This window comes from Paractinoplanes abujensis (assembly GCF_014204895.1).
GTDB classification, from domain to species: domain Bacteria; phylum Actinomycetota; class Actinomycetes; order Mycobacteriales; family Micromonosporaceae; genus Actinoplanes; species Actinoplanes abujensis.
In genome coordinates, this window is record NZ_JACHMF010000001.1 from 4,851,616 (window position 1) to 4,873,121 (window position 21,506).

General features: G+C 72.6%; 16 protein-coding genes. 5 read left to right on the plus strand and 11 right to left on the minus strand.

Features of this window, described 5'->3' with window-relative positions; translation table 11 throughout:
- Both BKA14_RS21880 and gltB read right to left on the minus strand, forming a co-directional pair.
- Positions 1–1,473, minus strand: coding sequence for a glutamate synthase subunit beta (locus tag BKA14_RS21880; RefSeq protein WP_184952756.1), 1,473 nt, complete (start codon positions 1,471–1,473; stop codon positions 1–3).
- Complete coding sequence (gene gltB / locus BKA14_RS21885; RefSeq protein WP_184952757.1) at positions 1,466–6,016, minus strand: glutamate synthase large subunit; 4,551 nt, start codon at positions 6,014–6,016, stop codon at positions 1,466–1,468. The genes BKA14_RS21880 and gltB overlap by 8 nt, the downstream gene beginning before the upstream one ends.
- Positions 6,017–6,207: 191 nt before the next feature.
- On the opposite strand from gltB, the gene BKA14_RS21890 reads away from it, so the two are divergent.
- Entirely contained in the window at positions 6,208–7,074 is an 867-nt protein-coding gene (locus tag BKA14_RS21890) for a GNAT family N-acetyltransferase (protein WP_184952758.1), read from the plus strand.
- On the opposite strand, the gene BKA14_RS21895 is transcribed toward BKA14_RS21890, so the two are convergent.
- The 6 genes from BKA14_RS21895 to trpC all read right to left on the minus strand — a co-directional run bounded on the left by BKA14_RS21895 (position 7,069) and on the right by trpC (position 12,915).
- Positions 7,069–7,440: an LPXTG cell wall anchor domain-containing protein gene (locus BKA14_RS21895; protein WP_184952759.1), complete on the minus strand. Its 372-nt coding sequence runs from the start codon at positions 7,438–7,440 to the stop codon at positions 7,069–7,071. The genes BKA14_RS21890 and BKA14_RS21895 overlap by 6 nt on opposite strands.
- A 272-nt stretch (positions 7,441–7,712) precedes the next feature.
- Positions 7,713–8,876 carry an FAD-dependent oxidoreductase gene (locus BKA14_RS21900; protein WP_184952760.1) on the minus strand — a complete coding sequence of 388 codons (1,164 nt, stop codon included), beginning with the start codon at positions 8,874–8,876 and terminating at the stop codon, positions 7,713–7,715.
- On the minus strand, positions 8,876–10,054 hold the full coding sequence (lgt, locus tag BKA14_RS21905) for a prolipoprotein diacylglyceryl transferase (protein WP_184952761.1): 1,179 nt from the start codon (positions 10,052–10,054) through the stop codon (positions 8,876–8,878). Before lgt ends, BKA14_RS21900 begins: the two co-directional genes overlap by 1 nt.
- A gap of 19 nt (positions 10,055–10,073) precedes the next feature.
- Positions 10,074–10,877: a tryptophan synthase subunit alpha gene (gene trpA, locus BKA14_RS21910; RefSeq protein ID WP_184952762.1), complete on the minus strand. Its 804-nt coding sequence runs from the start codon at positions 10,875–10,877 to the stop codon at positions 10,074–10,076.
- Positions 10,874–12,115, minus strand: coding sequence for a tryptophan synthase subunit beta (gene trpB, locus BKA14_RS21915; protein ID WP_184952763.1), 1,242 nt, complete (start codon positions 12,113–12,115; stop codon positions 10,874–10,876). Before trpB ends, trpA begins: the two co-directional genes overlap by 4 nt.
- Complete coding sequence (gene trpC, locus BKA14_RS21920) at positions 12,112–12,915, minus strand: indole-3-glycerol phosphate synthase TrpC (protein WP_184956883.1); 804 nt, start codon at positions 12,913–12,915, stop codon at positions 12,112–12,114. The genes trpB and trpC overlap by 4 nt, the downstream gene beginning before the upstream one ends.
- A gap of 369 nt (positions 12,916–13,284) precedes the next feature.
- Here trpC and BKA14_RS21925 point away from each other — a divergent pair, with 369 nt between their 5' ends.
- Positions 13,285–13,545: a hypothetical protein gene (locus tag BKA14_RS21925; protein WP_260416568.1), complete on the plus strand. Its 261-nt coding sequence runs from the start codon at positions 13,285–13,287 to the stop codon at positions 13,543–13,545.
- Positions 13,546–13,670: 125 nt separating this feature from the next.
- Here the strand turns inward: BKA14_RS21925 and BKA14_RS21930 are convergent, their stop codons facing one another.
- The 3 genes from BKA14_RS21930 to hisI are packed head-to-tail and all read right to left on the minus strand — an operon-like array spanning position 13,671 to position 16,389.
- Positions 13,671–14,471: a Trp biosynthesis-associated membrane protein gene (locus tag BKA14_RS21930; RefSeq protein WP_239092771.1), complete on the minus strand. Its 801-nt coding sequence runs from the start codon at positions 14,469–14,471 to the stop codon at positions 13,671–13,673.
- The gene (locus BKA14_RS21935) at positions 14,468–16,000 is read right to left on the minus strand and encodes an anthranilate synthase component I (RefSeq protein ID WP_184952765.1); all 1,533 of its coding nucleotides are present in this window, start codon (positions 15,998–16,000) and stop codon (positions 14,468–14,470) included. The genes BKA14_RS21930 and BKA14_RS21935 overlap by 4 nt, the downstream gene beginning before the upstream one ends.
- Positions 15,997–16,389, minus strand: a complete 393-nt coding sequence (gene hisI / locus BKA14_RS21940; protein ID WP_184952766.1) for a phosphoribosyl-AMP cyclohydrolase — start codon at positions 16,387–16,389, stop codon at positions 15,997–15,999. The genes BKA14_RS21935 and hisI overlap by 4 nt, the downstream gene beginning before the upstream one ends.
- A gap of 854 nt (positions 16,390–17,243) precedes the next feature.
- Between hisI and BKA14_RS21945 the strand changes: the two genes are divergently transcribed.
- From BKA14_RS21945 to BKA14_RS21955, 3 genes are all read left to right on the plus strand, one after another.
- A complete protein-coding gene (locus BKA14_RS21945) occupies positions 17,244–19,937 on the plus strand; it encodes a hypothetical protein (protein WP_184952767.1) in 2,694 nt (897 codons plus the stop codon).
- Positions 19,938–20,046: 109 nt separating this feature from the next.
- Positions 20,047–20,766 carry an ABC transporter ATP-binding protein gene (locus tag BKA14_RS21950; protein ID WP_184952768.1) on the plus strand — a complete coding sequence of 240 codons (720 nt, stop codon included), beginning with the start codon at positions 20,047–20,049 and terminating at the stop codon, positions 20,764–20,766.
- Positions 20,763–21,500 carry an ABC transporter permease gene (locus tag BKA14_RS21955; RefSeq protein WP_184952769.1) on the plus strand — a complete coding sequence of 246 codons (738 nt, stop codon included), beginning with the start codon at positions 20,763–20,765 and terminating at the stop codon, positions 21,498–21,500. The genes BKA14_RS21950 and BKA14_RS21955 overlap by 4 nt, the downstream gene beginning before the upstream one ends.
- Positions 21,501–21,506: the final 6 nt, after the last annotated feature.

The window sequence follows — 21,506 nt, forward strand, 5'->3', positions numbered from 1 at the left end:
TCAGACGCCGATCGGCTGGGCCGAAGCGGTCACTGGAGCAGGCAGTTCACCCGCGGCGCCCAAGTAGTCGTGGATCGCGGCGGCGGCCGAGCGGCCCTCGGCGATCGCCCAGACGATCAGCGAGGCGCCGCGGTGCATGTCGCCCGCCACGAAGACACCGGGGGCCGACGTCTGCCACGTCTGGTCGGCGTCGAGCACGCCGCGCCGGTTGCGCTCGATGCCGAACTGCTCCAGCAGCGGCTGCTTCTCGGTGCCCTCGAAGCCGATCGCCAGCAGCACCAGGTCGGCCGGGAGGTCGCGCTCCGAGCCCTCGGCCACCGTGACGGTGCGGACGCCGTCGATGCGCTCCACCGTCACGTCGGCCACCCGTACGGCCTTGACGTTGCCCTGACCGTCGTCCACGAACTCCTGCACGGCCACGCCGAAGACGCGCTCGCCGCCCTCCTCGTGCGCGGGGTAGTTGCGCAGGATGACCGGCCAGGTGGGCCACGGGTGCTGCTCGGCCGCCCGCACCGACGGGGGCAGCGGGTACTGGTCGAGCTGGATCACGTTGGCCGCGCCCTGCCGGTGGGCCACGCCCAGGCTGTCGGCACCGGTGTCGCCGCCGCCGATGATGACCACGTTCTTGCCCGCCGCGTCGACCGGGGTGGTGTCCTGCAGGCCCGCCACGACGCGGTTGGCCGGCACCAGGTGCTCCATGGCCAGGTGCACGCCGTTGAGGCCACGGCCCGGCGTCTCGGCGGCGTCCCGCCCGGCCAGCGCGCCCGCCGCCAGCAGCACCGCGTCGAACCGGTCGCGCAGGTCGTCGGCGGTCACGTCGACGCCGACCTCGACGCCGGTCTCGAAGACGACGCCCTCGGCGGCCATCTGGGCCAGCCGCGCGTCCACCACGTCCTTCTCGATCTTGAAGTCGGGAATGCCGTAGCGGAGCAGGCCGCCGATCCGGTCGTCGCGCTCGTAGACCGTCACCGCGTGCCCCGCACGGGCCAGCTGCTGGGCCGCGGCCAGGCCGGCCGGGCCGGAACCGACCACGGCCACCTTCTTGCCCGTGGCCGCCGGGGCCGGCTGCGGCCGCACGTAGCCCAGATCGAACGCGTGGTTGGCGATCTCGACCTCGACCTGCTTGATGGTGACCGGGTCGTCGGCGATGCCGAGCACGCAGGCCGCCTCGCAGGGCGCGGGGCAGAGCCGGCCGGTGAACTCCGGGAAGTTGTTCGTCGCGTGCAGCGCCTCGGCCGCCGCTTCCCAGGCCCCCGTACGCACCAGATCGTTCCAGTCGGGGATGCGGTTGCCCAGCGGGCAGCCCTCGTGACAGAACGGGATGCCGCAGTCCATGCACCGGGTGGCCTGGTCGCGGATCAGCTCCTCACCGGCGGGCGGATAGACCTCCCGCCAGTCCTGGATGCGGACCGGGACCGGGCGGCGCTTGGGCAGCTGCCGCTCGTAGCGAAGAAAACCGTTCGGATCAGGCACCCTTGACCCCCATGACTGCCTCGTCGACGTTGCGACCGGCGGCTTCGGCGGTCCTGATCAGTTCCATCACGCGCTTGTAGTCGCGCGGCACCACTGCGGTGAACCGCTCGACGGCCGCGGGCCAATCCTTGAGCAGCCGCTCGGCGACGCCCGAACCGGTCTCGGCGGCGTGCTTCTCGACGAGCGTGCGCAGGGTGTCCTGCTCCTCGTCGGTGAGCGGGGCCAGGTCGACCAGCTCCGGGTTGACCCGGGTCGGCGCGAGGTCGAGCACGAACGCCTTGCCGCCGCTCATGCCGGCCGCGAAGTTGCGCCCGGTCGGGCCGAGCACGACCACTGTGCCGCCCGTCATGTATTCGCAGCCGTGGTCGCCGACGCCCTCGACGACGGCCTGGCCGCCCGAGTTGCGGACGGCGAACCGCTCGCCCGCGCGGCCGCGCAGGAACAGCTCACCGGCGGTCGCCCCGTACAGGATGGTGTTGCCCGCGATGATGTTGTCCTCGGCCACGAACGGCGCGTTCTCGTCGGGCCGCACGACGACCCGGCCGCCGGACAGGCCCTTGGCCACGTAGTCGTTGGTGTCGCCGATCAGCCGCAGGGTCACGCCGCGGGGCAGGAAGGCGCCGAACGACTGCCCGCCCGTGCCGCGCAAGGTGAACGCGATGGTGTCGTCGGGCAGCCCGGCCCCGCCGTGGCGACGGGTCACCTCGCCACCCAGCATCGCGCCCACACTGCGGTTGTCGTTGCGGATGGCCACCTCGGCGTGCACCGGGGCGCCGTCGGTCAGGGCCGGACCGGCCAGCTCGATCAGCTTGTTGTCGAGCGCCTTCTCCAGCTCGTGGTCCTGCGCGACGATGCCGCGCCGGGCCGTGCCCTCGGGCAGCTCGGGCACGAACAGGACGGGCGACAGGTCGAGGCCCTTGCCCTTCCAGTGGTCGACCGCGGGCCGCACGTCGAGCACCTCGGCGTGCCCGATCGCCTCGTCGATGCTGCGGAAGCCCAGCTCGGCCAGGTACTCCCGGACCTCCTCGGCGAGGAACAGGAAGAAGTTCTCGACGAACTCGGGCTTGCCGGTGAAGCGCTCGCGCAGCACCGGGTTCTGCGTGGCGATGCCGACCGGGCAGGTGTCGAGGTGGCAGACGCGCATCATGATGCAGCCGCTGACGATCAGCGGCGCGGTCGCGAAGCCGAACTCCTCGGCGCCCAGCAGCGCCGCCACCACCACGTCGCGGCCGGTCTTGAGCTGACCGTCGACCTGCACGGTGACCCGGTCGCGCAGCTTGTTGAGCAGCAGCGTCTGCTGGGCCTCGGCCAGGCCGAGCTCCCACGGGGAGCCGGCGTGCTTGAGCGAGTTGAGCGGGGAGGCGCCGGTGCCGCCGTCGTGCCCCGAGATCAGGATGACGTCGGCCTTGAGCTTGGCCACACCCGCGGCCACCGTGCCCACGCCGATCTCGCTGACCAGCTTGACGTGCACCCGCGACATCGGGTTGACGTTCTTGAGGTCGTGGACCAGCTGGGCCAGGTCCTCGATGGAGTAGATGTCGTGGTGCGGCGGCGGCGAGATGAGGCCGACGCCCGGGGTGGCGTGCCGGGTCTTGGCGATCCACGGCCACACCTTGTTGCCGGGCAGCTGGCCGCCCTCGCCGGGCTTCGCGCCCTGCGCCATCTTGATCTGCAGGTCGTCCGCGTTGACCAGGTATTCGCTGGTGACGCCGAAGCGGCCGGAGGCGATCTGCTTGACCGAGGAGCGGCGCTCGGGGTCGCGCAGGCGCTCCACGTCCTCGCCGCCCTCGCCGGTGTTGGACTTGCCGCCGAGGCGGTTCATCGCGATGGCGAGCGTCTCGTGCGACTCCGCGGAGATCGACCCGTACGACATGGCACCGGTCGCGAAGCGCTTCACGATGTCGGACGCGGGCTCGACCTCCTCGATCGGGATCGGGGTCCGCTTCTTGAACTCGAACAGCCCGCGCAGCGATCCGGCCTCGGCGGCCAGGCCGTCCACCTTCTCGGTGTACTTGCGGAAGACGTCGTACTGCTTGGACCGCGTGGCGTGCTGCAGCAGGAACACCGTCTCGGGGTTGAAGAGGTGGACCTCCCCCTCGCGGCGCCACTGGTATTCGCCGCCGACCTCGAGCCGCCGGTGCGTGCGCTCGGCCGGGTTGGCCGGGTACGCCTTCTCGTGCCGCGCCTTGACCTCGGCGTGGATGTCGGCCAGGCCGGAGCCGCCGATCCGCCCGTTGGTGCCGGCGAAGTAGCGCTGCAGCAGCCGGTTGTCGAGACCGACCGCCTCGAAGACCTGCGCGCCGCAGTACGACGACACCGTCGAGATGCCCATCTTCGACATGATCTTCAGGACGCCCTTGCCGAGCGCCTTGACGTAGTTGCGGATCGCCACCTTGGGGTCGAGCCCGGCCAGCGAACCGGTCGCGATCAGGTCGTCGACCGACTCGAAGGCCAGGTACGGGTTGACCGCGGCGGCGCCGTAGCCGATCAGCACGGCGGCGTGGTGCACCTCGCGGCAGTCGCCCGACTCGACGACCAGCGCCACCTGCGTCCGGGTCTGCTCGCGGACCAGGTGCTGGTGGACCGCGGCGGTGAGCAGCAGCGACGGGATCGGCGCGAGGTCGGCGTTGGAGTCGCGGTCGCTCAGCACGAGGATGCGTACGCCGTCCTCGATCGCCTCGGAGACGTGCCGGCAGATCTGGGTCAGGCGAGCCTTGATGCCGGCCGCGCCGTCACGCAGCGGATAGAGACCCGAGACCCGTACGGCCTTGAAGCCCGGCAGGTCGCCGTCCTCGTCGATGGAGAGCAGCTTGGCCAGCTCGTCGTTGTCGATCACCGGATAGGGCAGGACGATCTGGCGGCAGGAGGCCGGGCCCGGGTCGAGCAGGTTGGCCTCGGGCCCGATCGTGGTCGACAGGCTGGTCACCAGTTCCTCACGGATGGCGTCCAGCGGCGGGTTGGTCACCTGCGCGAAGAGCTGGTGGAAGTAGTCGAACAGCAGCCGGGGGCGCGACGACAGCGGCGAGATCGGCGTGTCGGTGCCCATCGACCCGAGCGGCTCCGCACCCGTACGGGCCATCGGCCCGATCAGGATCTTGAGCTCTTCCTCGCTGTAGCCGAACACCTGCTGACGGCGCGTGACCGAGTCGTGCGTGTAGATGACGTGCTCGCGCGGCGGCAGGTCGTCGAGGTGGATCAGGCCGGCGTGCAGCCACTCGTCGTACGGCTGGGCGGCGGCCAGCTCGGCCTTGATCTCGTCGTCGTGCACGATGCGGCCCGCGGCCGTGTCGACCAGGAACATCTTGCCGGGCTGGAGACGGCCCTTGGCCACCACCGACGACGGCTCCAGGTCGAGCACGCCGGCCTCGGAGCCGAGCACCACCAGGCCGTCCGACGTGTGCCACCAGCGGCCGGGACGCAGGCCGTTGCGGTCGAGCACGGCGCCGATGATCTCGCCGTCGGTGAACGCGACGCTGGCCGGGCCGTCCCACGGCTCCATCAGGCTGGCGTGGAAGCGGTAGAACGCGCGCCGCTTCGGCTCCATGCCCGGGTCGTTCTCCCACGCCTCGGGGATCATCATCAGCATCGCGTGCGGCAGGCTGCGCCCGGACAGATGCAGCAGCTCGAGCACCTCGTCGAAGCTGGCCGAGTCGGACGCCTCGGGCGTGTTGATCGGGAACAGCCGCTTGAGGCTGCCCGGCAGCACCTTCGACTGGAGCAGCGCCTCGCGGGCGGCCATCCAGTTCTTGTTGCCGCGGATGGTGTTGATCTCGCCGTTGTGCGCGATGAACCGATACGGGTGGGCCAGCGCCCAGGCCGGGAAGGTGTTCGTCGCGAAGCGGGAGTGGACGAGCGCGATCGCGCTGGACACCCGCTCGTCGACCAGGTCGGGGAAGAACGCCGGCAGCTGGTCGGGCGTGAGCATGCCCTTGTAGGTGATCGTGCGCGAGGACAGCGACGGGAAATACATGCCGACGCCACGCTGCGTCGACTCCCGCTCGGCCTGCTTACGGATGGTGAAGGCCACCCGGTCCAGTTCGATGCCGCTGAGCTGCTCGCCGGCCGGGCCGGCGGGGGTGTCGGTGAGGCGGTGCGCGGCCAGGAAGACCTGGATGATCGTGGGACGGGCGTCCTCGGCGGTCTGGCCCAGCCCGTCGGGCCGCACCGGCACGTCCCGCCAGCCGAGGATGTCGCCCCCCTCGACCAGGGCGTACTTCTCGAAGACCTTGATCGCTCGGGCACGCTCATCGGCGTCGGTGGGCACGAAGGCCAGGCCCGTGACGTAGTGACCGGCGGCGGGCAGCTCGAAGCCGGCCACCGCGCGGTAGAACTCGTCCGGAACTCCGATCATGATGCCGGCGCCGTCGCCGGTGTTGTACTCGGCGCCACGCGCGCCCCGGTGGTCGAGGCGGATCAGCGCCGACAGACCCTTGGCGACCACATCATGCGAGCGTCGCCCGTAGAGGTCGGCCACGAAGGCCACACCGCAGGCGTCGCGCTCCTGAGTGGGGTCGTAAAGCCCCTGGGGGTGCGGAAATGCCACCGGGCCTCCTGTCGTCGCTGGTGTTACAGATCAAGGTCGGGACGACGTCGGCCCTGCAAAGTCTCTAGAGTCTACGGTAAGGGATACCGATCTCCGCCAGTTCGGATGGATCACACTTCCCGCGGGACCAATCCCCCGTCGCGGCATAAACGGGTGGCCGATCATCCGCTCCGGTTGGGTAGTCTCGCGCGGTGGCGCAACAGGATACCGACGTCTTCGTCAGGCTCGAGCGTTTTTACGACGCCCTCCCCCGACCCTACGCACGAGCCGAGGAAATCGGCGGACTTGTGCTGTTCGTCCGCGAGGGTGAGGGCTGGCCCTACTATGCCCGGCCCCGCGCGGGGGCCGACACACCGTCCGCGGCCGATATTACTGCGGTCCGGCAGAGGCAGCGCGAGCTGGGCGTCCCCGAGTCGTTCGAGTGGGTCCACGAGACCACCCCCGACCTGCTCGCGGTGGCCCGCTCGGCCGGGCTGGACGTGCTGCTGGCGCCCCTGCTCGTGCTCGACCCGGCCGCGCTGGTGCCCGACCTGCCGGTCGACCGGGGCACGGTCCGCTTCCTCGACCCCGACGGCCCCGCGTTCGCCGACGACCTGGCCGCCTCGCAGGCCGTGGCCCAGCTCGGCTTCGGCGCCCCCGCCGGGCCCGCGTCACCGCTGCAGGGCTCGCTGCTGATCGCGCCGGCCGGGCCGGCCGAGCGGGATGCCGCCACCACCCGGCTCAGCGACGCCCTCGTGGCCAGCCAGCGGGAACGCAGCGCGTCGGGCGACTACTTCACCGCCGTGATCGACTCGCCGGACGGGCTGCTGGCCACCGGCGCCGCGATGCGCTCGGGCGACGTGGCCGAGGTGGCCGGCGTGGCCACCCTGCCGTCGGCGCGCCGCCGCGGGTACGCCTCGCAGCTCACCGCCGCGCTGGCCCGCCGCGCGCTGGCCGAGGGGGCCACGCTGGTCTTCCTGTCGGCGGGCGACGACGACGTGGCCCGCCTCTACACCAAGGTGGGCTTCCGCCGGATCGGCACGGCCTGCATCGCCGAGCCCGCCGCCGCTCCGCTATGAGTCGCGCCGGCGGCGGCCGAGAGTGGCGAAGAGAACACCCAGCAGGACGAGCAGGCCGCCGGCGATCGCGATCGGTGTCACGGAGGCGCCGGTAACGGGCAGGCCGCCGCCACCACCCTGACCGCCGCCGCCCGCCGCGCCGCGCACGGTCGTGGCGGGCGTCTCCGCGTACGCGAGGGCCTCTTCGTTCGGGACCCACGCGACCGGCGGGGCGATGACCCGATAGTCGCTGGTCCCGGCGAACGGGGTGGTGAACGCATACGTGCCGTCGGCGCGGCTCTTCGTGGTGGCGACGGTCCGCCACGGCGCGTTCGCGCCCGCACGCGCCTGCAGCCTCAGCTCGCGGGCCGGGTCGAGCCAGTCCATCGCCTCGCAGGAGGCCAGGTCGCAGACGCGGGCCAGCTGCCCGGACTTCCCGGTGACGGTCAGGCGGCCACCGCTGGAGGCCGACGAGGGATCCTCGCGGTGAGTTCGGTGCCGTTGACGGCCGCGCCGGCGCCCTTGTAGCCGTACCACTCGTTCCGGAGCGGCTTGAGGCCGACGGTGACCGGGGCGGTGCGGTCACGGACCACCAGCGAGCCCCCGCCCCGCACGACCGGGCCCAGGTCGACGTATTCGGCCCAGCGACCCCCGCCGGGTCACTCCGGCGGCGACCACTCGGGCATGCGCGGACGCATGTGGCTCAGGGCGGCGTCCCGAGCGCGCAGGGCCAGGCGGCCCCGGGCCTGCACCACCGCCGACATGCGCCGGGCCTGCCGCACGACGCTCGTCGTGCGAGGGCGCCGCAGCCGGCCGTACTCCTCGACGGCCGCGCACAGGGCCACGCCCGGCGCCGCGCCTTTTACCAGCGACTGCAGGGTGGCCGCGTCCTCGAACGCGAGGCAGGCGCCCTGCCCGAGGTGGTGCGGCATGGCGTGAGCGGCGTCCCCGAGCAGCACGACACCGCCCGGGCCGGAGGAGAAACCGTACGCGCGGGGAAGCGGCCGCAGCTCGCGGACCTCCTGCGGCACCAGGTCGTCGGCGTGGGTCGCGGCCAGCAACGCGCCCACGGGCTCGTGCCAACCGGCGAACCACCGCCGCAACAGGGCCAGCTGGGTGGCGGGCGGCTCGGGACGGGGCGCTCCGGCCGCCGTGGCCACCCAGTAGACGCCACCCCGGCCCGCGGCCCGCTCGCCCAGCGGGATCGACACGAACCGGAAGCCCGCGCCCAGCGTCTCGCCCCCGGCGGCCTGCTCGGCCGGGAGCCGGGGCATCCGGAAGCCCGGGATCACGGCCTGCCACGCGGCGAAACCGGACCCGACCGCGGTCGCCTCGGGCGCGAGCAGCCGCCGGACCGCGCTGTCGATGCCGTCGGCCGCGACCACGAGGTCGGCCTCGATCTCGGTGCGGCCGTCGCTCACGACCGGGCGCTGCCGCGGGCCCGTGCGCACCGAGGTGACGTCGAAGCCGGTGCGGATCTGCACGTTGTCGTTCAGCCCGGCCACGAGCGCGTCGTACAGGTCTTCCAGGTGCACCGCGGCCGGGGCCGGGCCGGCGCCCGCGCCGCGCGGGGCGACCAGCCACTGCCCGTCGGGGCGGCGCACCCCGCCGTCGGGCAGCGGGGCCGCGATGGCCGACCAGCCGCCCTCGGGATCGATCGACTCCAGGGCGCGCCGGCCGTTGGGCCACAGCACCAGGGCCGTGGGCGGGGCGGCGATCCGCTCGCCGCGCTCGAGGAGCACGACCTGCCAGCCGCAGCGAGCGAGACCGCCGGCGGTGGCCAGCCCGGCCATGCCCGCGCCCACCACCACGGCGGTGCGCACTAGCGGTCGTCTTTACGAGACTCTTGCTCGACGTCGCCGCCGGAGGCGCCGTCCGGCCCGGCGCCGGCGGCCGCACCCGTGGCCAGCACGGCTTCCTCGACCCCGGCCGGGCCGGCCGGATCGCGCTCGACCGGGTGCCCGCCGGCGGCGATCTCCTCCGCCATGTCCTGCGGGGTGTCGGGCGGCAGGATGCCCGTACGGCGGTAGGCCTCGAACCTCGCCTCGCTGACCACCTGATAGCCCTTGGGGGTGGCCTCGCGCGAGCCGGCGGCCGCGGTCACGTCGACCTGAGAGACGTCGCTCGCGGCCGAGGGCTCGGGGGCGGTCTCGGGCGCGTCGTCGGGCACCACGTACGCCCGGGGTCCACGCACGACCAGGAAGTAGATCAGCGCGCCGAGGAACACAATGATCGAGGTGAACACGTTGAGCCGGATGCCGAACAGGTGGTTGGCCTCGTCGACCCGCAGCGCCTCGATCCAGACCCGGCCCAGCGTGTACGCCATGACGTAGAGCGCGAAGGCCCGGCCGCGGCCGAACTTGAACTTCTTGTCGGCCAGGTAGACCAGCAGCGCGACGCCGAGGTTCCAGAGCAGCTCGTACAGGAACGTCGGGTGATAGAGGTCGGGCAGCGTGACCGCCTGCCCGTCGATCACCGTGGCGTGCCCGGGATTCGACCTGTCCATGTCGTGGACCTCGAGACCCCACGGCAGCGTGGTCTCCTTGCCGTAGAGCTCGTTGTTGAACCAGTTGCCGACCCGGCCGATCGCCTGGCCCACCGGCAGGCCGACCGCGAGCGAATCGGCCACCACGCCGAACGGCAGGCCGAGCTGGCGAGCGCCCAGGTAGGCGCCGAGGGCGCCGCCGAGCACCGCGCCCCAGATGCCGAGGCCGCCCTCCCAGATGTAGAAGGCGCGGATCGGGTCACCGCCGGCGCCGAAGTAGTCCTGCGGCGAGGTGATCAGGTGATAGATCCGGGCGCCGACGATGCCGAACGGCACCGCCCACACCGCGATGTCGAGCGAGGCCCAGCGGGCCACGCCCCGGCTGCGCAGCCGATATTCCATGATCAGGCAGGACGCGACGATGCCCAGGACGATGCAGATCGCATACGCCCGCACGGGCAGGCCGAGCACGTGCCAGACAGACGTTGTCGGACTCGGGATCGCGGCGAGGTTCACGGGTGCACACGCTACCGGTTCACCGAGCCGGGTTACGCACTCCCTCGGCCAGTTCCGAGCTCAGGTTACGCAGTCGTGACAGACCGGTGGCCCGGTCGGGGGCATCGAGCACGCACCGGATCAGCGCACTGCCGACGATCACTCCGTCGGCGAACCCGGCCACCTCGGCCGCCTGCGCGCCGTTGCCGACCCCCAGGCCCACGCCGACCGGCATGTCGGGGTTGGCGTGCCGCACCCGCTCGACCAGCTCGGGGGCCTGCGACGAGACCGCCGTACGGGCGCCGGTGACCCCCATCAGCGCGGTCGCGTAGACGAAGCCACGGCACTGGGCCACCGTCATGGCGATCCGCTCGTCGGTCGAGGACGGCGAGACCAGGAACGTCCGGTCGATCCGGTGCTCGTCGGCGGCGGCGATCCACTCGCCGGCCTCGTCCGGGATCAGGTCGGGCGTGATCATGCCCGTGGCGCCGGCCGCGGCCAGGTCCCGGGCAAACGCGCTGACCCCGTACTTCTCGATCGGGTTCCAGTAGGTCATCAGCACGACCGGGGCCCCGGCGCTCGCCACCGCCTCGATGATCCGCAGCGTGTCGCGGGTGCGCACGCCCCGGCCGAGCGCGATGTCGCTGGCCTTCTGGATGACCGGGCCGTCCATGACCGGGTCGGAGTAGGGCAGCTCGACCTCGATCACGTCGCAGCCGGCCTCGTGCATCGCGACCATCGAGGCGATGCTGTCCTCGACGGTCGGGAAGCCGGCCGGCATGCAGCCGATCAGCAGCGCCCGGTCCTCGGCGCGAGCCTTGTGGAAGATCTCGGCGATGCTCATGAGTTCTCCCCCGGGACCAGCGTCTCGACCGGATCGAGAATGCCGAAGTACGCGCCCGCGGTGTGCACGTCCTTGTCGCCGCGGCCGGACAGGTTGATCACGATCGTCGGCTTGCGGCCGAGCTCTGCCGTCAACGTCGGTACGATGCGGGCGGCGCCCGCGAGGGCGTGGGCGCTCTCGATGGCCGGGATGATCCCCTCCGTACGGCACAGCAGCTGGAACGCGGTCATCGCCTCGGCGTCGGTGACCGGCTCGTACTCGGCCCGGCCGGTGTCGTGCAGCCAGGCGTGCTCGGGCCCGACACCCGGATAGTCGAGACCGGCCGAGATGGAGTGCGACTCGACGGTCTGGCCGTCCTCGTCCTGCAGCACGTATGTGCGGGCGCCGTGCAGCACGCCCGACGAGCCGCCGGTGATGGACGCCGCGTGCCGGCCGGTGGCCACGCCGTCGCCGCCGGCCTCGAAGCCGTACAGCTGCACGCTCTCATCGGGAACGAACGCGTGGAAGATGCCGATCGCGTTGGAGCCGCCGCCGACACAGGCCGCCACCGCGTCGGGCAGCCGGCCGAGCTGGTCGAGGCACTGCTGCCGGGCCTCGATGCCGATGCCGCCCACGAAGTCGCGCACGATCTCGGGGAACGGGTGCGGCCCGGCCGCGGTGCCGAGCAGGTAGTGCGTGGTGTCGACGCTGGCCACCCAGTCGCGCAAGGCCTCGTTGAGCGCGTCCTTGAGCGTCCGGGAGCCGTTGGTGACCGGGACGACCATGGCGCCGAGCATGCGCATCCGGGCCACGTTGAGCGCCTGCCGCTCGGTGTCGGTCTCGCCCATGTAGACGACGCACTCGAGGTCGAGCAGGGCGGCCGCGGTCGCGCTGGCCACGCCGTGCTGACCGGCCCCGGTCTCGGCGATCACGCGGGGCTTGCCCATCCGCTTGGCCAGCAGGGCCTGGCCCAGCACGTTGCGCACCTTGTGGGCGCCCGTGTGGTTGAGGTCCTCCCGCTTGAGCAGGATCTCCGCGTTGAGTGCGGCCGAGAGCCGCTCCGCCCGGTACAGCAGCGACGGGGTGCCGGCATAGTTCAGGAGCAGGTCCTTGAACTGCGCCTGAAATTCCGGATCCGTCTTGGCTGTCCGATATGCCGCATCGAGCTCGTCCAACGCGCGGACAAGCGCCTCGGGCACGAACCGGCCGCCGTACCGCCCGAAATGCCCGGACAGGTCGGGCAGCACCGGTGCGCTCATCGGACCGGCCTCGGCGTCGCCGGGTGGTTACCCGCGTTGACCAGCTCGGCCACGGCGTCGCGCGGCGACTTCTGGGTCACCAGGCCCTCGCCCACCAGCACGGCATCGGCGCCCGCCGACGCGTACCGGATCAGGTCGTGCGGCCCGCGCACCCCCGACTCGGCGATCTTCACGACGTTGTTGGGCAGGCCGGGCGCGATGCGCTCGAAGACCGCGCGGTCCACCTCGAGGGTGCGCAGGTCACGGGCGTTGACCCCGATGACTTTGGCGTTCGCCTCCAAAGCGCGATCCGCCTCCTCCTCGTTGTGCACCTCCACGAGCGCTGTCATGCCCAGCGACTCGATGCGCTCCAGCAGCCCGACGAGCACGTTCTGCTCGAGCGCGGCCACGATCAGGAGCACCAGGTCGGCGCCGTGGGCCCGGGCCTCGTGCACCTGATAGCTGGAGACCACGAAATCCTTGCGCAGCACCGGGATCCGGACCGAGGCCCGGACCGCCCGCAAGTCGTCGAGCGACCCGCCGAACCACCGGCCCTCGGTGAGCACGCTGATGCAGCGGGCGCCACCCGCCGCGTACTCCCCCGCCAACTCGGCCGGGTCGGGAATGTCGGCCAGCGCGCCCTTCGACGGCGACGACCGCTTGACCTCAGCGATCACCGCCACCCCGGGCTTGCGCAACGCCGCGTAGGCGTCGATGGCCGGTGGCGCCGCCGCGGCGGCCTCCCGCACCTGCTCCAGCGGCACCTGCTCCTGCCGGGCCGCCACGTCCTCGCGCACTCCGGCGAGGATCTCCTCCAGCACGTTCTGCGGTCCGCCAGAACCCGCTTCCGCCTGCTGATCGGATGTCACGAAACGACTCCCCTCTCCGGGTGTCCTCCGCCCGATGCTAGGAGGTCGCGGTCGTGCAAGGCCCCCCGGGGTATGGCGCGCCTCACCAACCGGTCTGGGGCATAATGCCGCCTGCCCGCCCGCGACCTGTCACTTCGGTCACAGCGGCCCCGTCCGCTCCGGCCGCTGTGCTGCGACACCTCATCTGATCGGTGGATACCACGGCGCGTTGACACGAGCGTCACGCACCGGAAATAGGGTCCGGCCATGATGGGTCCGAGGCAAACTGGTGCGGGCGCCCGACGGCGCCGACCAGACCGAGCGATCGATGTGGAGTTGCCCGTGGCCGCCACCGCCCAGCCGGACGTTCCCGCCGGCTTCGCCAACGCTTCCCGCGCCCTCGTCGCCGCCGCCGCCGACCTCGTGATCGGCGTCCAGCGCCGCGTGATCGGTGACGCCAACATCCGCACCGCGCGCGACAACGCCTGGGCCGCCACCCTCGAGGACCGTGCCCGCAACGAGGCCCGGGCCGAGCTCACCCGCGAGGTGGCCGCCCTGGTCGCCCGCCGCTCCCCGCGCCGGCACCTCACGCCGACCCGCTAGACCCCTTCCGCCATACGCAGCACGACCGCCCGCCTGCACCGTTCGGTCGTACCTACGCTGTGCGGTCGTCCCACCGTGGGGTCGTCTCTACGCCGTGGGGTCGTCTCTACACCGTGGGGTCGTCTCTACACCGTGGGGTCGTCGCCGCGGTCGAGCGAGTCCCAGGCCGCGCGGCTGTCGACGGGGCCGGTGGTGACCTCGCGGTTCTCCGTCGCCGCCGGTTTGCGCTCGTAACGGGCCGACATGCGCGGCCACAGATGCCCCAGCCGGGCCGCGGTCAGGCCGCCCAGCGCGACGATCACTCCGCCCAGGACGCAAGCGAGGGGCCAGATCGTGCCGCCGGGGCCCGCCTCCCCGGTGTCGAGACCGGCCCGGCCGGCGACGGCGCTGATCGCCACCCCGGCCCCGACCAGCATGAGCAGGCCGCCCAGGGCCCGCCGGAGCCGGCCGTGCGTGGCCAGCAGGGCGCCCGTGCCGGCCAGCCCGACCAGGGCCAGCCCGATCACCCAGGGCGCGATGTCGACCCCGGTCCGCACTGTCCGCAGGTTTGACATTTCAGGCCGTGGAGTGATTTCCACGGACCAGGTGCGGGTCGCCCCGTAGGCGGCGATCCCGGCTCCGGCCAGGCAGGCCAGCAGCGCCAGCAGATAGGGCCGCCTGTTTCCTCCGCCGGCCCCCGTCTGCCCGGTCTCGGCCTGCCCGGTCTCGGCCTGCCCGGTCTCGGCCTGCCCGGTCTCGGTCCGCCCGGTCTCGGTCTGCCCGGTCTGGGATCGGCCGGTCTCGGTCTGCCCCGTCTCGGTCCGGCCGGCCTGAGTCCGCCCGGCCTGAGATTGGCCGGCCTGGGGCTGCCCTGGACCCGTCTGGCCGGACTGCGTCCGCCCGAGCCCCGCCCGCGCGGCCTGCGCCTGCTCGGCCGGCTCGGTCATCGGGCTGCGCGCAGCGTCTCGGCCGACGCGATCGCCGCCAGCACCGCTGCCGCCTTGTTGCGGGTCTCCTGCTCCTCGGCCGCCGGGTCCGAGTCGGCCACGATCCCCGCGCCCGCGCCCACGTAGGCCACGCCCTCCTTGATCAGGGCCGTGCGGATCGCGATCGCCATGTCCATGTCGCCCGCGAACCCGAAATAGCCCACGGTGCCGCCGTACAGCCCGCGGCGCGTCGGCTCCAGCGACTCGATGATCTCCATGGCCCGCACCTTGGGCGCGCCCGAGAGCGTGCCCGCCGGGAAGGTCGCGGCCAGCGCGTCGAAGGCCGACCGGTCGTCGCGCAGCTCACCGATGACCGTCGACACGATGTGCATGACGTGGCTGTACCGCTCGATCCGGGCGAACTCCGGCACCTCGACCGAGCCCGCCTTGCACACCCGGCCCAGATCGTTGCGGCCCAGGTCGACCAGCATCACGTGCTCGGAGCGTTCCTTGGGGTCGGCCAGCAACTCGGCCGCGAGCGCGTTGTCCTGCTCGGGCGTCGCGCCCCGCCACCTCGTACCGGCGATGGGGTGCAGAAGAGCCCGGCGCGTGCCCTCCTCATCGGCGCTGACCTTCAGATGTGCCTCGGGCGAGGAACCGACGATGTCGAAATCGTCGAAGCGCAGCAAATACATGTACGGGCTGGGGTTGGTGGCCCGCAGCACCCGGTAGACGTCGAGCGGGTCGGCGTCGGTGGGCCGCTCGAACCGCTGCGCCACGACGATCTGGAAGCACTCGCCGGCCCGGATCGCCTCCTTGGCCTCCTCGACCGCCTTCTGATACTCCCCCGGCGCGGTCCGGCTCACCGGCTCCCCGGCCGGCCGGCGCTCCACCGTGGAGATCATCGGCGGCGTGGGCCGGGACAGGGCGGTCGTCATCGCGTCGAGCCGGCCGACCGCGTTGTGGTAGGCCGCGCGCCGGGCCTGATCGTCGGCGTCGGCCGCCAGCACCGCGTTGGCCACCAGGATGGCCGAGCCGTCGAAGTGGTCGAGCACCACCAGATCGGTCGCCAGCATCATGCCCAGCTCGGGCAGCGCCAAGTCGTCCTCGGCCGACGAGGGCAGACGCTCGAACCGCCGTACGAGGTCGTAGCTCAGATAGCCCACCATGCCGCCGGTCAGCGGGGGCAGATCGTCGGGAGCGGGCCCGTCGGCCAAGGCGGCCACGGTCTCGCGCAGCGCCGCGACCGGGTCACCGTCGAGCGGCACCCCCGCGGGCGGTGTGCCCAGCCAGTGCGCCTCGCCGCCCCGCTCCACCAGCGTGGCCGCGCTGCGCACCCCGACGAACGAATAGCGAGACCAGGCCGCACCCGACGGCCCGGCGCCCTGCTCAGCCGACTCGAGCAGGAAGGTGCCCGGGCCGCCGGCCAGCTTCGTGTAGACGCCCACCGGGGTCTCGCCGTCGGCCAGCAACCGCCGGGTCACCGGCACCACCCGTTGCCGCTGCCGCAGGAAACCGGCCTCGTCGGGGAACACCGCTCCGCTGGTCATCGGTCCGCCCCACCGGCCGGGCTCGTCACCGGCAGCTCGTCGAAGAAACAGGTGTGCGCGCCGGTGTGACAGGCCGCGCCGACCTGGTCGACGGTCACGAGCAAGGCGTCACCGTCACAGTCGAGGGCGACGCTGCGCACGTATTGGAAGTGGCCGGAGGTCGCACCCTTGACCCAATACTCCTCGCGGCTGCGGGACCAGTAGGTCGCCCGCCCCGTGGTGAGCGTGCGATGCAACGCCTCGTCGTCCATCCAGGCCAGCATGAGCACGTCGCCGCTGCCGTGCTCGCGGACGATCGCCGCCACGAGGCCGTCGGAGGTGCGCTTGAGCCGGTCGGCGATCGCGGGATCCAAGTCGGTCTTCACTGCCACGCGACGATTCTCCCCCATCCACCGCTCATCACTGCCGCCCGGCCGACGACGCCGCCGGGTCCCCACTCACCCCACCCCACCCACCCAGGGGGCTGGCCCAGACCCTAGACCTTGATCACGTTCGGGGCCGGAGTTGTCCACAGGCGCCTGTCGGTCACTCGGCGCAACCAGTTGGCCTCTTTTCGCGTCTTTTGCCGCACAAAACGAGCGAGTCGCCTCCCTCGTCGCCGGAGATGTGCGAGTCGCGTCTCTTGGCGCAGGAAGCGAGCAAGTCGCGTCTCTTGGCGCAGGAAGCGAGCAAGTCGCGTCTCTTGGTGCAGGAAGCGAGCGGGTCTTGGCGCAGAGAACGAGCGAGTCGCGTCTCTCGTCGCCAGAGACGCCGAGCCACGTCCCTCGTCGCGGGAACGAGCAAGTCGCGTCCCTCGTCGCCGGAAACGAGCGAGCGGCCGAGGGTCGGCCGGGCGTGTCCGAGGTGGCTGGTTTCCGACAGCGAGGTGCCGGCGGGCATCGCCGGTGCTGAAGGACGCCATGTTCTCGGCAGTCGCGCGGGATGACCGTCCGTGGTCGTCGTTCCGGGGCCGATCGGCTCGGGTGGACGGCCGCGGATGCGCTCGGTGACGGTGCGGCGAAGTTGTCCACAGATCGGCGCGACGGGGTGGCGCGGACGGGCTCGCTCCGGCAGCGAACGAAGCGGCTGGGTACCGGGGCGACGCGGCCCACGATCCGGGCACGGGGGATGCCTCTTGCAGCGCGGGACGGTACCGTCGTCCTGCGTTGCACCCAGTCAGGGGTGTTTGCCGCCGCCTCCCCAACGGGTTACCGCAGCTCAAGTCCGCGGGTGGCGGAGCCGGAGCGACGGGAGTCTCAAACCGATGGAGCCGACGTCCAACCCCGACAACAGTCGGTCGTCGCGCGGGCTGGCCCGTTTCTGGCCGGTGCACCGCGACGCCGAGGACGAGGGTGTCGCGCCCGATTCGCCGGAGATGTCGGGCACTCTTTCGGGTGAAACCGAGATGGTTCCGTTGGGTTCGCGGCGCACGGTCGACGGCTTGGACGGCGACCGCTCGGTCAGCGGGCCGCCGGACAACGGCCAGATCTCCGGCCCGCCCCACCCCGGCCAGACGAGCGGTCTGCCACACGTCGGCCAGACGAGCGGGCTGCCACACGTCAGCCAGACGAGCGGGCTGCCACACATCGGGCAGACGAGCGGATTGCCGCACGTCGGCCAGCCGAACGGGTTGCCGCACCCCGGGCAGACGAGCGGGTTGCCGCACCCCGGGCAGACGAGCGGATTGCCCCAGCCCGGGCAGATCAGCGGGCCACCGCAGCCGGGCCAGGTCAGCGGTGCGCCGCATGGGGGACAAACCGGCGGATCGGGTCACATCGGCGCGCCGAGGCAGGTCAGTGGTCCGGGCCAGGCCGGTGGGCCGAGGCAGGCCGGCGAGCCGCCGCACATCGGCATTCCGGTGGGGCAGTCCGCGGCCAACCGGCAGGCGCAGATGCCGCTGACGCCGCCCGGGCCGGGACGCTCCGGCGCGCCCCTGACGCCGTACGCCTCGGGTGCTCCGGGGCACGGCGGGCCCGGCGGTCCGGCTCCCGACAGCCCTCGGCCTACCGGAGCGCCACGGCCCGGCGGCCCGGCGGGCTCCCCCGCTGTGGGCAGCCAGCACGGCAGGGGTCCGAGCGACTTCGGCGGAAGCGGAACGGGAAGCGGAAGCGGAACGGGAAGCGGAAGCGGAACGGGAAGCAGCCCCGCCGGCTTCGGAGGCGTCCGCGGTCCGGGTGGCACGCACAGTCTGGCCGGCGACTACGGCCCGAGCGCCGCGCACGACCCGCTCGGCGGCTCCTCCTTCGGCGGCAACGGCCCTCTCGGACCCGATGACAACCGACCGCTCGGCGGCCCCTCCTTCGGCTCCGACGGTCCCCGCGCGGCCGACACCAACCGGCCCCTCAGGAATGACGCCGTCGGCGGCAACGGACCCTTCGGCAGTGACCCCATCGGCGCCAACGGGCCGCTCGGAAGTGATTCCATCGGCGCCGACAGGCCCCGCGGGGCAGGCGACAACCGGCCGCTCGCCGGTGGCGCGAACGACCCGCTGGGCCGCACCGGCCAGGGCCCGTCGGGCAGCGCCGGCCAGGGCCCGTCGGGCAGCGCCGCGAACGAGAAGAGCAACGAGCCGGCCACCACTGCCGACAACCGTCCCCTGAGCCGCGGCGACTCGGCCGGCCCGCAGCACCGGGACGGTGACGAGTCGCTCGGCGGCCGGCCCGCCACGAAGGACCCGCTGGGCGACCGCGGCACCGGGCTTTTCGGCGGGAGCAGCCGGGGCGGCGCGCACAGTGCCGACGGTCCCGCCGGTGTCGTGCCGCACCAGGTCAGCGGACCGCCGCAGCCGATCAGCGGCCCGCCGCGGCAGAGCAGCGGCCCGGACAGCGCTTCGGTCAGCGGCCCGGTCAGTGGCCCGCCGCAGTCCGGCGGCCCGGCCGAGCGCGATCCTGATCACTCCCGTGACGCGGCGGAGGAGGGCCGGAACCAGACGGCCGTAGAGTCCGGACGGGGCAACCCCTGGGACCGGGACTTCGGTGGTTTCGGTCTGGGCGGGCGCAACAACCGGTTCCTGTTCGGCGGCCGCAACCCGATGGACGCGAAGCCCGGGCTGAACGGCCACGGGCCCGGGGGGACGAACGGGCGGGCGGCCGACGCGGAAGCGCATGACGAGAACGGGCGTGACGACATGAACGGACGGGTTCCCGGCACCGGGCCCGCGAAGCCGGTCTCCGGGCCGCCCGGCGCCGACGACGACATCGATGCCCGCCGGGCCGCCGCGGGCTGGGCCTCCGTGCCCACCTCGACCCACCCCATCGTCGGCCCCACTTCGTCGCCGCCGGCCCCGAGCAACCCGGTGTCGAGCAACCCGGTGTCGAGCGCCCCTGTTTCCAGCGCCCCGGTGTCGGCGGCCCCGGTGTCGGCCACCCCGGTCTCGCCGGGCCCGGTGTTCGGGGCCGGCTACGGTCAGCCGCCCGCGTACACCCCGGCCCTGCCCGACCCGGAGGCCGGCCCGGTGTCGGGTGTGCCCGCGCCGCGTTCCGCGGCCAGCATCCCGGTGCCGGTGGCGAAGCCGCAGACCGGCGACGCACCGGCGGCCGAGCCGGCCCCGGCGCAGGAGCCGCGCCGCTCGGCCAGCCTGGAGGACGCCGAGCCGGCCCGCCGGGGCCGTCGCGCCGCCCCGGAGGCGGAGCCCGAGGCCGAGCCGGTGGCCGAGGAGCCCGCCCTGCGCCCGGGTGACGTCGCGGCGGGGCACATCGCGTTCTGGGACGACGACGCGGTCCGCCACTTCCGGGCGGCCTGGCACGAGGTCAAGGCCGAGTTCGTGGACGACCCGGAGACGGCTCTGACCCGGGCGCACGACCTGCTCACGGACGCCGTCAACGAGCTCACGGAGGCGCTGCTGGCCGAGCGCGACGAGTTGGACCCGCTGCGCGGCAACGGCAAGCCCGACACGGAGAGCATGCGGATGGCGATGCGCGGCTACCGGGAGTTCCTGGACCGTATTCTGAGCCTGTAAGAAGCCTGCAGAGAGTCAAGAAGACGACCCCCAGCGATGGGGGTCTTTTTCTGCGCGCGTAATTCATCTACCGTTGAGTTCAACAGGTGATGAATTAACCGGAGGAATCATGGAGAACGCCATCGAGGTGCGCGGCCTCGTCGTCGACCGAGGCAGACGACGGGTGCTGCACGGCATCACCTGCTCGATCCCGGGCGGCTCGGTGACCGGCCTGCTCGGGCCGAGCGGCAGCGGCAAGACCACCCTGATCAGGGCGATCGTGGGCGTTCAGATCGTCCGCTCGGGCGAGGTGACGGTGCTGGGCCGGCCCGCGGGCAGTGCTCCCCTGCGGCGTGAGCTCGGCTATGTCACGCAGGCGCCCAGCGTCTACGCCGACCTTTCCGTACGGGAGAACGCGCGCTACTTCGCCACCCTGCTCGGCCTGTCCGCGGCGGAGGCAGACCGCGCGATCGCCGACGTCGGGCTGGCCGGCGCGCGGCATCAGCTGGTCGGCAACCTGTCCGGCGGGCAGCGCAGCCGGGCCTCGCTGGCCTGCGCGCTGATCGGCGAGCCGAAGCTGCTGGTGCTCGACGAGCCGACCGTGGGGCAGGACCCGGTGCTGCGGGCCGACCTGTGGTCCCGCTTCCACGAGCTGGCCGGCGCGGGCACCACGCTGCTGGTGTCGAGCCACGTGATGGACGAGGCGGGTCGTTGCGACCGGCTGCTGCTGATTCGCGACGGCCGGCTGATCGGCGACGACACCCCGGCGGCCATCCGTACGGCGGCCGGCTCCGACGACCTGGAAGAGGCGTTCCTGCGGTTGATCCGCGAGCGGGAGGTGGCGGCATGAGTCCGCGGATCACTGTGGCCACCGCCGGGCGGGTGCTGCGGCAGCTGCGGCACGACCGCCGGACCGTCGCGCTGCTCATCGCCGTACCGGCACTGCTTCTGGCTCTGCTTCGTTTCATGTACGACGGATCGGACGGCACCTTCGACCGGATCGCCCTGATCATGCTGGGCGTCTTCCCGTTCGTGATCATGTTTTTGGTGACCAGCATCGCCATGCTCCGCGAGCGCACGACCGGCACGCTGGAACGCCTGCTCACCACACCGCTGGGCAAGATCGACCTGCTTTTCGGGTACGGGCTGGCGTTCGGCCTCGCGGCGGCCCTCCAGGGAGCGGTCGCGACCGGGGCGGCGTACTGGCTGCTCGGTCTGGAAACCACCGGAAGCGCCGGGCTGGTCGTGCTCATCGCGGTCGTCAACGCCGTGCTCGGGGTCGCGCTCGGCCTGTTCTGCAGCGCTTTCGCCCGTACGGAGTTCCAGGCCGTACAGTTCCTACCGGTGGTCGTCGTGCCGCAGCTGCTGCTGTGCGGTTTGTTCGTGCCGCGCGCGCAGATGGCCGGCTGGCTCTCCGGCGTCAGCGATGCGCTGCCCCTGACGTACGCGGTGGAAGCGCTGACCCAGGTGGGCGTCTCGGCCGAGCCGACCACGACGATGTGGCAGGACCTGGCCGTCGTCACGGGGGCCGCGGTGATCGCGCTGGTGCTGGCGGCGGCGACCCTGAGGCGGCGAACCGGTTAGGAGAGC